At 71.3% G+C, this 12,692-nt stretch carries 11 protein-coding genes; 4 read left to right on the top strand and 7 right to left on the bottom strand.

Annotation, left to right across the window (positions count from 1 at the left end):
* Nucleotides 1-15 precede the first annotated feature (15 nt).
* A complete protein-coding gene (locus tag B072_RS0112490; protein ID WP_018530285.1) occupies nucleotides 16-816 on the bottom strand; it encodes a crotonase/enoyl-CoA hydratase family protein in 801 nt (266 codons plus the stop codon).
* A gap of 174 nt (nucleotides 817-990) precedes the next feature.
* Between B072_RS0112490 and B072_RS0112485 the strand changes: the two genes are divergently transcribed.
* A complete protein-coding gene (locus B072_RS0112485) occupies nucleotides 991-2,613 on the top strand; it encodes an acyl-CoA synthetase (protein ID WP_018530284.1) in 1,623 nt (540 codons plus the stop codon).
* Between the two features lie 45 nt (nucleotides 2,614-2,658).
* On the opposite strand, the gene B072_RS0112480 is transcribed toward B072_RS0112485, so the two are convergent.
* Together B072_RS0112480 and B072_RS0112475 are read right to left on the bottom strand one after the other, a co-directional pair.
* The gene (locus B072_RS0112480) at nucleotides 2,659-3,354 is read right to left on the bottom strand and encodes a class I SAM-dependent methyltransferase (RefSeq protein ID WP_018530283.1); all 696 of its coding nucleotides are present in this window, start codon (nucleotides 3,352-3,354) and stop codon (nucleotides 2,659-2,661) included.
* A gap of 83 nt (nucleotides 3,355-3,437) precedes the next feature.
* Complete coding sequence (locus B072_RS0112475; RefSeq protein ID WP_018530282.1) at nucleotides 3,438-4,235, bottom strand: class I SAM-dependent methyltransferase; 798 nt, start codon at nucleotides 4,233-4,235, stop codon at nucleotides 3,438-3,440.
* 53 nt (nucleotides 4,236-4,288) lie between these two features.
* On the opposite strand from B072_RS0112475, the gene B072_RS0112470 reads away from it, so the two are divergent.
* Nucleotides 4,289-5,086, top strand: a complete 798-nt coding sequence (locus B072_RS0112470; protein ID WP_018530281.1) for a GNAT family N-acetyltransferase — start codon at nucleotides 4,289-4,291, stop codon at nucleotides 5,084-5,086.
* Between the two features lie 181 nt (nucleotides 5,087-5,267).
* Here the strand turns inward: B072_RS0112470 and B072_RS48115 are convergent, their stop codons facing one another.
* On the bottom strand, nucleotides 5,268-5,441 hold the full coding sequence (locus B072_RS48115) for a hypothetical protein (protein ID WP_018530280.1): 174 nt from the start codon (nucleotides 5,439-5,441) through the stop codon (nucleotides 5,268-5,270).
* 309 nt (nucleotides 5,442-5,750) lie between these two features.
* Here B072_RS48115 and paaK point away from each other — a divergent pair, with 309 nt between their 5' ends.
* A complete protein-coding gene (gene paaK / locus B072_RS0112460) occupies nucleotides 5,751-7,064 on the top strand; it encodes a phenylacetate--CoA ligase PaaK (RefSeq protein ID WP_018530279.1) in 1,314 nt (437 codons plus the stop codon).
* 17 nt (nucleotides 7,065-7,081) lie between these two features.
* Here paaK and B072_RS0112455 read toward each other — a convergent pair whose 3' ends face one another.
* From B072_RS0112455 to B072_RS0112445, 3 genes are all read right to left on the bottom strand, one after another.
* Nucleotides 7,082-7,444 carry a hypothetical protein gene (locus B072_RS0112455; RefSeq protein WP_018530278.1) on the bottom strand — a complete coding sequence of 121 codons (363 nt, stop codon included), beginning with the start codon at nucleotides 7,442-7,444 and terminating at the stop codon, nucleotides 7,082-7,084.
* Nucleotides 7,441-8,400, bottom strand: coding sequence for an alpha/beta hydrolase family esterase (locus B072_RS0112450; RefSeq protein ID WP_018530277.1), 960 nt, complete (start codon nucleotides 8,398-8,400; stop codon nucleotides 7,441-7,443). The genes B072_RS0112455 and B072_RS0112450 overlap by 4 nt, the downstream gene beginning before the upstream one ends.
* Before the next feature lie 210 nt (nucleotides 8,401-8,610).
* Nucleotides 8,611-10,137, bottom strand: coding sequence for an acyl-CoA synthetase (locus B072_RS0112445; protein ID WP_018530276.1), 1,527 nt, complete (start codon nucleotides 10,135-10,137; stop codon nucleotides 8,611-8,613).
* A gap of 118 nt (nucleotides 10,138-10,255) precedes the next feature.
* Here B072_RS0112445 and B072_RS0112440 point away from each other — a divergent pair, with 118 nt between their 5' ends.
* Nucleotides 10,256-12,673 carry a penicillin acylase family protein gene (locus tag B072_RS0112440; RefSeq protein WP_018530275.1) on the top strand — a complete coding sequence of 806 codons (2,418 nt, stop codon included), beginning with the start codon at nucleotides 10,256-10,258 and terminating at the stop codon, nucleotides 12,671-12,673.
* The last annotated feature ends 19 nt before the right edge of the window (nucleotides 12,674-12,692 follow it).

The following is a 12,692-nucleotide window of genomic DNA, read 5'->3' as shown; positions in this document are numbered from 1 at the left end:
CAGACGCGAGCGGCGTCACTCTCGGCGGAACCGTGCCGGACGCTTCTCGGCGAAGGCTCGGGCCCCCTCCTTCGCGTCGGCGGTGTCGAAGATCGGCCAGCCGCGCTTCAACTCAGCGGCGAGACCGTCCGATTCGGCCATCTCGGCGGTCTCGTAGACCGACGCCTTGACAGCCTCCACGGCCAATGGCCCGCACGCGTTGATCTGTTCGGCGATCTCCAGGGCCGCGTCGAGCGCGGTGCCGTCCGGCACGACGCGTCCGACGAGACCGATCGCGGCCGCCTCGGGCGCGGGGTACGGGCGCCCGGTGAGCAGCATCTCCAGGGCGTGGGTGCGGGGCACCTGGCGCGGCAGGCGGACCGTCGAGCCGCCGATGGGGAACAGGCCGCGCTTGACCTCGAAGAGGCCGAACGTGGCCGACTCCCCCGCCACCCGGATGTCCGTGCCCTGGAGGATCTCGGTGCCGCCGGCCACGCAGTAGCCCTCGACGGCGGCGATCACCGGTTTGCGCGGCCGGTGGTGGCGCAGCATCGCCTTCCAGTGCAGATCGGGGTCTGCCTTGAGGCGGTCGCGGTACTGCTCGCCCTCCATGCCCTTGCCGGCGAGGGCCTTGAGGTCCATGCCGGCGCAGAAGGAGCCTCCCGCGCCGGTGAGCACGATCGAGCGGACCGTGTCGTCGGCGTCGGCCTCGATCCAGCCGTCGTACAGGCCCACCAGCATCGGCAGCGAGAGCGCGTTCTTCGCCTCGGGCCGGTTGAGCGTGAGGACGAGCGTCGCGCCTTCGCGTCGCACGTCGAGATGTTCGGTCCCACCCATGGGTGTCCTCCAGTCGGCCGGAGCTCGGACCTGGAACAGGTTGCAGGAGGGGACCTGCCAGTTCAAGAGTTTTCTGACAGTCAGTCAGATTTCTTGTGCGGGGCCCCTTCCGCCTTGTTGTCCGTTCTGCTCTGATGACGGCCACACGAGATGCGGCCAGGGTCAGGAGGAGCGGTGGAGTACAACCTTGCCGACCTGTTCGAGTCGGTCGTCGACGTGGTCCCGGACCGCGAGGCGCTCGTCCATGTCGACCACCCGGGCACGGGTGCGGAACGCAGGCTGACGTACGCGCAGCTGGACGCGGCAGCCAACCGCATCGCACACCATCTGATCGACAGCGGGCTGCGGCCCGGCGAACACCTGGGGCTGCACCTCTACAACGGCATCGAGTACCTGCAGACCGTGCTCGGCTGCCTCAAGGCACGGGTCGTGCCGGTCAACGTCAACTACCGTTACGTGGAAGAGGAGTTGATCTACCTCTACCGGGACGCGGACCTGGCCGCCCTGGTCTTCGACGCCGAGTTCACCGAGCGGGTGGCGGCGGCGCAGCCGCGGACGGAGAAGCTGCGGCATCTGGTGCGGGTGGGCACTCCGGACCCCGAGGCGCCGCCGCTCAAGGCGGTCGACTTCGCGGAGGCGGAGGCGAAGGGGTCGCCGGAACGCGGGTTCGCGGCGCGCTCGGCGGACGACCAGTTCATCATCTACACCGGTGGCACGACGGGCATGCCGAAGGGTGTGATGTGGCGCCAGGAGGACCTGTTCTTCGCGGGACTCGGCGGCGGAGCGCCGACCGGTGAGCCGGTGTCGCGGCCCGAGGAGCTGGCCGAGCGGGTGGCGGCGGGCGGGGACGGCATCACGTTCTTCCCCACTCCCCCGCTGATGCACGGCACGTCCACGCTCACGGCCTTCATCGGCTTCAACTTCGGTCAACGCATCGTCGTGCACCGCAAGTTCGTCCCGGAGGAGGTGCTGCGCACCATCGAGAAGGAGAAGGTGACGAGCGTGTCCCTGGTGGGCGACGCGATGCTGCGTCCGCTCATCGACGCGCTGAACGGTCCGCTGAAGGGCACCGACTGCTCGGCGCTGTTCAGCGTCTCGTCGTCCGGGGCGATCATGTCGGACACGGTGCGTGCCCAGTTCCAGGCGCTGGTGCCGAACGCGATGCTGCTCAACAACTTCGGCTCGTCCGAGTCCGGCTTCAACGGCACCGCGACCGACGGCTCCGGCGCCGGCCAGGGGTTCCGGCTGCGGGTCAACGCCCGTACGCAGGTGGTGGATCCGGCGACGTACGAACCGGTGGCCGTCGGAGAGATCGGGCGGCTCGCTCAGCGCGGCCATGTCCCGCTCGGCTACTACAACGACCCCGAGAAGACGGCCGAGACGTTCTTCCGGAGGGGCGACGAGCGCTGGGTGCTGCTCGGCGACATGGCGACGGTCGACGACGAGGGCATCGTCACGGTGTTGGGCCGCGGCTCGCAGTGCATCAACACGGGCGGCGAGAAGGTCTACCCGGAGGAGGTCGAGCAGGCCCTCAAGTCGCACCCCGACATCTACGACGCGCTGGTCGCGGGGGTCCCCGACCCCAAGTGGGGCAACCATGTGGCGGCGGTCGTCCAACTCCGTTCCGGTGCCTCCTCGCTGGACCTGGACGCTATCCAGACCCATTGCCGCACGCACCTCGCCGGGTACAAGATCCCGCGCCAGCTGGTCGTGACGGACCACATCCAGCGCTCGCCGAGCGGCAAGGCGGACTATCGCTGGGCGCGCTCGGTGGCGGCGGACTCCGCGACCGCGTGACGGAGGACGGCCCGGCGGGCCGACGGCCCCCTCCGTCGGCTCGCCTCAGGGCCGCCGCAGCCTGACCGCCAGGAACGTCGGGCGGTTGTGGGTCTTCTCGTACCGGCGCGCGTCGACCTGCCGCCCCGCCTCCGTGGAGCGGGGTTCGGCCAGCTCCTCCAGGACGAATCCGGCACCCAGGAGTTCGCCGATGAACTGCTCCAGCGACATCCGCCAGTAGGTGATGGTGTGGCCGTCACCGATGGGGAACTCCACCCGGTCGTGCGCGTGGTACGAGCCTTCGAAGTACTGCCAGTCGGCGGTCGGATGAGTGGTGGAGACGAGCAGGGCGCCGCCCGGACGCAGCGCCCTGCGGATCCCGGCGAGCAACTGCTCGCGCGCGTCGACGTGGTGGTAGACGAGTGCCATCAACGCCAGGTCGAACGACGCGTCCGGCAGGAAGTCCAGGGGCTCCTCCAAGTCGTGCAGGTGCAGTTCGGCCCGGTCGCCGAGCCGTTCCCGCGCGATGCCCAGCATGCTCTCGCTGCCGTCGACACCGACGATGCGGCCGGCGCCGCGCTCCGCGAGTTCGACGGCGTAGTGCCCTGCCCCGCAGCCCAGATCCAGGACGCTCAGGCCGGTCACGTCACCGGCCAGCCGCAGCATGGCGGGGCGGTCGGTGTGGGCGTTGTACACGTGATCGGCGGAGGCGACGGCGAAGTGCTCGCCCTTCTTGCCGTGGTACGCGGTGTCGGCGTTCATCCACGCATCCTGCCCGCCCCGGCCGCCACCGCGGGGAGTTCGGCGCGGACGGGGGCGGCGGAGGTGGGGGCCCGGCCGGCTCGTCAGCGGCGGGCCGTGAGGACCGGCTGGTAGAAGCCGGTCTCCTGCGGTGTGTGCCAGGTGACGTCGGTGAACCCGGCGGCCGTCGCGAAGTCGGTCAGCTGCGCCGTGGTCAGGGCCCAGCAGGTGGTGACGCGCTCGTGGACGCGCCAGCCGGTTCCGTCACTGCCATCGCGTCCGTCGTGCCCGTCGGGGATCAGCTGGAAGTGGCGCAGGTCGTAGCGTTCGCCGTCGTCGTGCCAGCGCCAGAGCTGGAAGGTGATCGTCGTGCCGCCGTCGGCGGTGGTCGACAGCTGGGGCGACGTCGAGGTGGGGCGGGTGCGGCGGATGTCGGCGTAGTCCCGCACCGTGAGGACCAGCAGGCCGTCGTCGCACAGGACGCGGTGCACGGCGGCGAGGGCAGCGGCGACGTCGTCACCGGTCAGCAGGTGCGGGAGGGCGTTGTCGGCGCAGAGCACCGCGTCGAAGGCGCCGGGACGCAGGGGCAGTCGGCGCATGTCGGCGACCGCCGCGGTGATCCGTGCGCCGCGTGTCGCCGCCTCCGTCTGCGCGCGGGCCACGGCGCGCGGGCTCAGGTCCGTGCCGGTGACGTCGTGACCGCGCAGCGCCAGGCCGATCGCCTGGGTGCCGATACCGCAGGCGCAGTCGAGGACGCGATGCGGGCCGGGGCCGAGATGTGCGCCGAGCAGGGTGTCGAACGTGGTGGCCTGGCGGGCGATGCTCACGTCCCAGTCCGGGAAGATGCGGTGATAGTCGGCGGTGAGCTCGTCGTAGAAGCGGCGCACGGAGGACGAGGACATGCCCACACCCTAATTCGGTTGCCGAGGCCGGGGGCCGCTGCTGAAGTGACCGCATGGATCACGAGAAGGTACTGGCCCTGTTCGACCGGCAGATGCGGCTGGAGGCGGGGCCCGAGGAACCGGGGGCCCGGGTCGAGCGGGTCGGCGGTGTGGTGCGGCACGTCGGACCCCCGGGCGGCTGGAACGCCGTCCTGTGGTCGGGCCTCGACGAGCACACCGCGGACGCGGCCATCGCCGAACAGGTGCGGCTCTTCCGGGAGTTGGGCGTCGAGGCCGAGTGGAAGACGTACTCCCACGACCTTCCGGCCGACCTGCCCGCACGACTCGTCGCCGCCGGGTTCGTCGCCGAGGATCCGGAGACGCTGCTCGTGGCCGAGACGGCCCGGCTGCCCCTGGACAGCGCGCCGCCGGTGGGCATCCGGCTGCTGCCCGTCACCGAGGAGGCGCACATCGCGCTGATGGAGGACGTGCACGAGCGGGCCTTCGACAACGACCGCACGGTCATCGGTCATCAGGTGCGCCAGCAACTCGCCCATGACCCCGGCACCGTGCCCGCCGTGATCGCCCTGCACGGGGACGAGCCGGTCAGCGCCGCCCGTCTCGAACTGAACCCGGGGACGGACTTCGCGAGCCTGTGGGGCGGCGGCACCGTGCCCGAGTGGCGTGGCCGCGGGATCTACCGGGCGCTCGTGGCGTTCCGGGCGCGGATCGCGGCCGAGCGGGGATTCTCGTACGTCCAGGTCGACGCGACCGAGTACAGCCGGCCCATCCTGCAGCGGCTCGGGTTCGAGGCGCTGGGGACGACCACCCCGTACGTACTGCCGGCGGCCGGTGCGGACTCCCGTAGCTGAACGACCCGTCCGCGGGTGACGGGCAGCGCACCGACGAGCCGGAGTCGGCGCGCCGCCACGCCCGCGGCAGTCACTCGTACGGCCGAGTCACCGACGCCGCGCTCCGTGCCTGTCCGTGCCTGTCCGTGCCTGTCCGTGCCTGTCCGTGCCGCTACGCGGCCCCGGCCGGGCAGCGCGCCCTTCACCGACGTTCGGCTCGGATCCGGGGCCTCAGCCACGCGCAGAAGAGCAGCCCCGACACCATGCCCCACGCCCCGCCCGAGCCCAACGTCACCGGCCACGACAAGTCGGTCACCGCCCACACCAGCAGGCCCCAGAAGAGGCCCACGACGAGCCAGACCCCAGTCGTCTCCACGCATCTCATACCGCCCGACTACCCCCAAACTCACACTCGACGACGCTCCCGCACACAAGGGCAGGCCCTCGGGCCGTGATCGGCATTCCCGCACACCCTGGCACGCGTCACGGCGCTGAGAGCCCCGCCGCGACGGGGGATGCACGGCGGGGCTCTGTGGAGCGAGTGCCCCGGGATCCGGCCGGTACACATCGGCGGGGCAACCGATCCTCGTGGCGTCGCACGTCTTGACGGCGGCGCCCCGCGCTTGAATTACTGACGACCAGCAGGTCAACCGAATGATCGGTCGGGACTTCGGGAGTGCGGTCGATGACGACAGGGACGTCCACGGCGGACGACGGGTGGGACGCGGGCGAGCGGCTCGGCGTGGCGGAGGTGCGGGCGCTGCAGCTGGAGAGGCTGCGCGCGACGCTGGGCCGGGTGTACGAGCGGGTGCCGTTCTACCGGGACGCGTTCGACAAGGCGGGGGTGCGGCCCGAGGACTGCAAGGAGCTCGCCGATCTGGCCCGGTTCCCGTTCACGACCAAGGCCGACCTGCGGGACAACTACCCCTTCGGGATGTTCGCCGTGGACCAGGCGGACGTACGGCGGCTGCACGCGTCGAGCGGTACGACGGGGACGCCCACCGTCGTCGGGTACACCGAGGACGACGTGTCGACGTGGGCGGATCTGGTGGCGCGGGCGCTCCGCGCGGCGGGGGCGCGGCCCGGGCACAAGGTCCATGTGGCGTACGGGTACGGCCTGTTCACGGGCGGGCTCGGCGCGCACTACGGCGCGGAGCGGCTGGGCTGCACCGTCATCCCGGCGTCCGGCGGCATGACCGCGCGCCAGGTGCGGCTGATCCAGGACCTCGGGCCCGAGATCATCATGGTGACGCCGTCGTACATGCTGACGCTGCTCGACGAGTTCGAGCGACAGGGCGTGGATCCTCGTACGACATCGCTGAAGGTGGGCGTCTTCGGTGCCGAGCCGTGGACGGAGGAGATGCGGCGGGAGATCGAGGAGCGGTGCGCGATCGACGCGGTCGACATCTACGGCCTGTCGGAGGTCATGGGCCCCGGCGTGGCCCAGGAGTGCGTCGAGACGAAGGACGGGCTGCACATCTGGGAGGACCACTTCCTCCCCGAGGTCGTCGATCCGGTGACCGGTGAGGTGCTGCCGGACGGGGAGCCCGGGGAGCTGGTGTTCACCTCGCTCACCAAGCAGGCGATGCCCGTGATCCGTTACCGGACACGGGACTTGACGCGGCTGCTGCCGGGGACGGCGCGGCCGGGGTTCCGCCGGATGGAGAAGATCACCGGGCGCAGCGACGACATGGTGATCCTGCGCGGGGTGAACCTCTTCCCCACCCAGGTCGAGGAGATCGTGCTGCGCACGCCCGGCGTGGCCCCGCACTTCCAGCTGCGGCTGACGCGCGAGGGCCGGATGGACGCGCTGACGGTGCGCGCGGAGGCCCGGCCGGACGCGACGCCGCAGGAGCGGGCCGATGCGGCCCGCTCCATCACGGCGGCGATGAAGGACGGGGTCGGCGTGACGGTGGGGGTCGAGATCGTCGACCCCGAGTCCCTGAAGCGGTCGGTGGGAAAGATCAAGCGGATCGAGGACCTGCGGCCCGGCGGTTGAGCCGGGCCACGCCCCTGTCAGGGCAGGATCCTGTCCCACAGCCTGTCCCACAGGTCGCAGTGGTGGGCACGGTGGTAGGTGCTGACGGGTTCGGCGCGCGACGCGCCCGGGCGCAGGGCGAGACAGCTGTCGGAGTTGTTCAGGGGACGCCACGACGTCCTGCCGGTCCGGGCGGGCAGGAAGTCGCCCCACGCGGCACGTATCGTGTGCGCCGACTTCCGCTGCGCCGACGTCATTTGTCGTGCGTACGGGATGCCGTCGGCGTCGGTCAGGCGGGGGAAGAGGTACGGGAGTTCGTAGGCGTGCGCCGCGCCGTAGTCGTAGTCGGCGGGCCGGGCGGCCGCCCGCGGCCGAGGCGGCGGTCCGTCGGGGGACGTCACTTCACCGGCAGCGGGTGCTTCGTGAAGAACTTCCGGATCAGCGGGGTCGCGTCGATCGTCGTCGGGGTCACCGAGTCCTCGTTCGGCTGGGTCGAGGGCCAGAAGTGGCCGCCGTCCGTGATCCGGTAGTGCTCGACGTCGGAGCCGTCGTCGCAGGACGTCCAGCGTTGCCGTACGACGTTGTCCTCGACCTGGGACTCGCGCGGCCGCACGGCGCAGCCGTCGCGTTCGGCCCAGCCCGCCAGCCAGTCGGGCAGGGCGGGCAAGCCCTTCTCCGGGTTTCCGTCGTAGGGAATGGTGGTGTCGGCCTGCCCGTGGAAGTCCAGGACGGGGACGGGCCGCTCGGGGTCGCACACGCCGCTCTGCGGGTAGAAGGCGCCGGAGACGATCGCGGTCGCGGCGACCCGGTCGGCGAGGCGGCAGGCGACAACGGCCGCGAAGCCGCCGCCGTTGGACTTGCCGGAGGCGAAGACACGGCGTGTGTTCACGCACAGCTGCCGCTCGGCGTCGTCGATCAGCGCCTTGGTGAACGCGATGTCGTCGACGCCCTCCGCCGAGTACGGCGCCCCCTCCCACGCGCTCTTGCCGTCGGTGCCGGTGACGCCCTGCGGGTAGACCACGATGGCGTCGAGCGCGTTCATGCCGGTGAGACGTTCCTGGTAGTCGGAGGTGCGGCCGTGGCCGTGGAAGGAGAGCACGAGCGGGAGCGGCCGGTCGGGGTCGTAGGAGGCCGGCAGATGCACCAGGTAGGCGCGGTCCGCGCCGTCGACGGTGAGGGTCCGCGGGGTGGACGCGCCCGGGGTGAGGTCGGTGGGCGTGCCGCACCCGCCGGATCCGACGGACGCGGAAGACCCGCGGGAGGTGTGGTCCTGGGCGTCAGCCGGAGTCGCGGACAGGGCGGCGGCGAGCAGAACACCCACGGTGGCGGCGGTACGTGCGTGCTGCGACGGGCTCATGAGTTCCCCTTCGGACGGCGTGCATCGGCCCGGGCGCGCGGCGCTCGGGCGCGCCGGGCCGGTTCACGTGGCTGGGCATGGAAGGGCCCCGCGGCGGCTGTGCGCCGTCCGCGGCCGGCCCGACGGCGGGGACACTAACGCCCGCGCACGGCCCGGCAATACGTCCAGGTCGGGGAACTCAATGAACGTAAAAGCGCCGCGGGGTCCCCCTCACTCGGTGAAGCGGTCCCGCAGCTCACGCTTGAGGATCTTCCCGCTGGCGTTGCGCGGCAGTTCGTCCACGAAGACGATCCGCTTGGGTGCCTTGAAGTGAGCGAGCTTCTCCCGTGCGTGGTCGAGGAGTTCGGCTTCCGTCACCTCCGCCGAGCGGACCACGACGGCCGTGACCGCCTCGATCCAGCGCTCGTCGGGCAGACCGATGACGGCGGTCTCCGCGACCGCGGGATGGGTGTACAGGGCGTCCTCGACCTGCCGTGAAGCGACCAGCACGCCACCGGAGTTGATGACGTCCTTCACGCGGTCGACGACGGTGAAGTAGCCCTCGGTGTCGCGCACGGCGAGGTCGCCGGACCTGAACCAGCCGTCCCGGAAGGCCTGTTCGCTCTCCTGTGGCTTGTCCCAGTATCCGTCGCACAACTGAGGCGAGCGGTAGACGACCTCCCCGGGCGTCCCGTCCGGTACGTCCTTGCCGTCCTCGTCGACGACCTTCGCCTCGACGAACAGGACGGGCCGCCCGCACGCGTCCATGCGCCCCTCGTGCTCGTCGGGGCCGAGGACGGTGGCGAGCGGGCCGATCTCGCTCTGTCCGAAGCAGTTGTAGAAGGCCAGTCCGGGCAGCCGGGCGCGCAGCCGCTCCAGGACCGGCACCGGCATGATGGAGGCGCCGTAGTAGGCCTTGCGCAAACCGCTCAGGTCGCGGGCGGCGAAGTCGGGGTGCTGCGACAGGCCGATCCACACCGTCGGCGGCGCGAAGAGACTGTCCGCCTCCCCCGCCTCCACGAGGTCGAAGATCCGGTCCGCGGCGGGCGCGTCGAGGATGGTGCTGGTCGCGCCGACCGCGAGGTACGGCAGCAGGAAGACGTGCATCTGCGCCGAGTGATAGAGCGGCAGCGAGTGGACCGGGCGGTCCGTCTCCTTCAGGTCCAGGGCGTGGATCGCGCTGACGTACTCGTGGACGAGGGCACGGTGGGACATCATGGCGCCCTTCGGCAGGGCGGTCGTCCCGGACGTGTAGAGCAGCTGGACGAGGTCGGCTGCGTCCGGCTGGGCGCCGTCGTACGGCGCGGTGGCCGGCAGCCGGGCGAGCAGCGAGTCGTCCGCGTCGCGCAGCGCCACCGTACGGACGTCGTCCGGGAGGCGCCCGGCGAGGTCCGGGTCGGTGAGCACGACCCCGCTGCCCGACTGGCGCACGATGTAGGCCAGGTCGTCGCCGGTGAGGTTCTGGTTGACGGGGACGTGCACGAGACCGGCCCGCGCGCAGCCGAGGAAGCCGATGAGATAGGCGTCGGAGTTGTGCCCGTAGGCTCCGACGCGGTCTCCGGGCGCGAGGCCGAGGGCGCGCAGGGCGCCGGCCGCGCGGGAGACGGCGTCGTCGAGTTCCTCGTACGTCCACGAGCGCGGTCCGTAGCGGACGGCGACGCGCGCCGGGGTGCGGCGCGCGCTGCGCCGCAGCACTCCGTCGACGGTGCTGCCCGCCGCCGCGCCCGCCCCTGATCCTGCTGCCTGTGACGTCGTCATGGCGTGATCCTGTGGGGTGGCCGACGCCAGGTCAAGACACCTGCCACCGACCCCTCGGCAGTCGACATACCGATTGGTACGCTCAACCGCCTTCGCCCTCACGACAGTTGGGAGCACGATGCGTACCCGCCCGAGACAACGGCGCCTCGCGGTAGTCGGCACGGCCCTGTTGACCGCCCTCACGGCCACGGCCTCGCTGCCGTCGGCCGCGGCCGACCGCTCCGAGCGCCACCACGGCGGCGGCCTGTCCGCCACCATCCGGTACACCGAGTACGGCATTCCGCACATCGTGGCCGAGGACTACGCGGACCTCGGCTTCGGTACCGGCTGGGCACAGGCCGCCGACCAGGTGTGCACGCTGGCCGACGGGTTTCTCACCGTACGCGGTGACCGCTCGCGGTACTTCGGCGCGGACGCGGCGCCGGACGGTTCGCTCTCCTCGGCCACCAAGAACCTCTCCAGCGACCTGTACTTCCGTGGCGTACGGGAGTCGCGGACCGTGGAGAAGCTGCTCGCCATGCCCGCTCCGGCCGGTGCGAGCAAGGACGTGAAGGACTCGATGCGCGGCTGGGCCGCCGGGTACAACGCGTGGCTGAAGCAGAACCGGATCACCGACCCGGCATGCAAGGGCGCGGACTGGGTGAAGCCGGTGACCGAACTCGACGTCGCCGCGCGCGGGTTCGCGATCTCGGTGCTCGGCGGACAGGGCCGCGGCATCGACGGGATCACGGCCGCGCAGCCACCGACGACGAGCGGAACTCCCGCACCTGCCGCAGCCGACAAGAAGGACATCGCCTCCGCCGCACGCGAGTTGTTCAGCCAGGACGACTCCGACATGGGCTCGAACGCGGTCGCCTTCAGCGGCGCGACCACGGCGAACGGGCGTGGACTGCTGCTCGGCAATCCACACTACCCGTGGCAGGGCGGCCGCCGTTTCTGGCAGTCGCAGCAGACGATCCCCGGTGAACTGAACGTCATGGGCGGCTCGTTGCTCGGCACCACGGGCATCTCCATCGGGCACAACGCGCACGTGGCGTGGAGCCACACGGTCGCGACCGGTGTCACGCTGAACCTGCACCAGCTCACGCTCGACCCGTCCGACCCGACGGCGTACGTGGTGGACGGCAAGCGGGAGCAGATGACGAAGCGGACGGTGACCGTCGCCGTGAAGGGCGGCGCGGACGTGACACGGACGCAGTGGTGGACGCGGTACGGGCCCGTCGTGACCTCGCTCGGCGCACAGCTGCCGCTGCCGTGGACGGCGACGACGGCGTACGCGCTGAACGACCCGAACGCGGTGAACATGCGGGCCTCGGACACGGCGCTCGGCTTCAGCAAGGCGCGTTCGACGGACGACGTACTGAAGGCGCTGCGCCGCACGCAGGGCATTCCGTGGGTGAACACGATCGCCGCGGACTCCTCGGGCCACTCGCTCTTCACCCAGTCGCAGGTCCTGCCCCGCATCACGGACGATCTGGCGGCGCGCTGCTCGACGGCGCTCGGCAAGGTGACGTATCCGTCGTCGGGTGTCGCGGTCCTGGACGGATCACGCGGCGACTGCGCGCTCGGCAGCGACAAGGACGCCGTGCAGCCGGGCATCTTCGGCCCGTCGAAGATGCCGGTGCTCAAGGACGCCCCGTACGCGGAGAACTCCAACGACAGCGCCTGGCTGGCCAACGTGGACCAGCCGCTCACCGGGTACGAGCGGGTCTTCGGGACCGTCGGCACGCAGCGTTCGATGCGGACGCGCGGCGCGGTCGAGGACGTCGCGGCGATGGCGGACAAGGGCCGCCTGACGGTGGCGGATCTGCAGCGGCAGCAGTTCGCGGACCGGGTTCCGGCCGGGGATCTCACGGCGGCGGACACGGCGAAGGCGTGTGCGGCCCTGCCGGGCGGTACGGCAACAGGCAGTGACGGCAAGGCTGTTGACGTCTCGGCCGCGTGCGGCGTCCTGAAGGACTGGGACCGCACCATGAGCACCGGCAGCCGGGGTGCGCTGCTCTTCGACCGGTTCTGGCGCAAGCTGTCGGCGGCGGTCCCGGCGGCGCAGCTGTGGAAGGTGCCGTTCTCGGCCGCCGACCCGGTGCGCACGCCGAACACGCTCAACACGAAGGCACCCGGATTCGCGACCGCGCTCGCCGACACCGTGGCCGAACTCCGCGGCGCCGGGATCGCGTTGGACGCGAAGCTCGGCGACCACCAGACCGTGACGCGTGGCGGCGAGCGCATCCCGGTGCACGGCGGCACGGAGTCGCTCGGTGTCTGGAACAAGGTCGAGCCCAACTGGGACGCGCAGGGCGGCGGTTACACCGAGGTCGTGCACGGCTCCAGCTACATCCAGGCGGTCGGCTGGGACGGCGGAAGCTGCCCGGTGGCCCGCACGATGCTCACGTACTCCCAGTCGTCGAACCCGAACTCGGCGCACTACAGCGACCAGACCCACCTCTTCTCCCGGAAGAAGTGGGTCTCGGAGCGCTTCTGCGAGAAGGACATCCTCAAGTCACCTGCGCTGAAGGTGGTGCGGGTGCGGGGCTGACCCCGGTGTGGAGGGGCGT

Origin of the sequence: Streptomyces sp. HmicA12 (assembly GCF_000373565.1) — a bacterium.
Lineage (GTDB): Bacteria > Actinomycetota > Actinomycetes > Streptomycetales > Streptomycetaceae > Streptomyces.
Note: the sequence above shows the minus strand (reverse complement) of the source record. Positions and strands in the feature narration are given on the sequence as shown.

What these genes read in the sequence shown, in the direction of transcription:
- B072_RS0112490 (WP_018530285.1), bottom strand. Translation starts at nt 816, where the DNA reads ATGGGTGGGACCGAACATCTCGACGTGCGACGCGAAGGCGCGACGCTC.
- B072_RS0112480 (WP_018530283.1), bottom strand. Translation starts at nt 3,354, where the DNA reads ATGAACGCCGACACCGCGTACCACGGCAAGAAGGGCGAGCACTTCGCC.
- B072_RS0112475 (WP_018530282.1), bottom strand. Translation starts at nt 4,235, where the DNA reads ATGTCCTCGTCCTCCGTGCGCCGCTTCTACGACGAGCTCACCGCCGAC.
- B072_RS0112470 (WP_018530281.1), top strand. Translation starts at nt 4,289, where the DNA reads ATGGATCACGAGAAGGTACTGGCCCTGTTCGACCGGCAGATGCGGCTG.
- paaK (WP_018530279.1), top strand. Translation starts at nt 5,751, where the DNA reads ATGACGACAGGGACGTCCACGGCGGACGACGGGTGGGACGCGGGCGAG.
- B072_RS0112450 (WP_018530277.1), bottom strand. Translation starts at nt 8,400, where the DNA reads ATGAGCCCGTCGCAGCACGCACGTACCGCCGCCACCGTGGGTGTTCTG.
- B072_RS0112445 (WP_018530276.1), bottom strand. Translation starts at nt 10,137, where the DNA reads ATGACGACGTCACAGGCAGCAGGATCAGGGGCGGGCGCGGCGGCGGGC.
- B072_RS0112440 (WP_018530275.1), top strand. Translation starts at nt 10,256, where the DNA reads ATGCGTACCCGCCCGAGACAACGGCGCCTCGCGGTAGTCGGCACGGCC.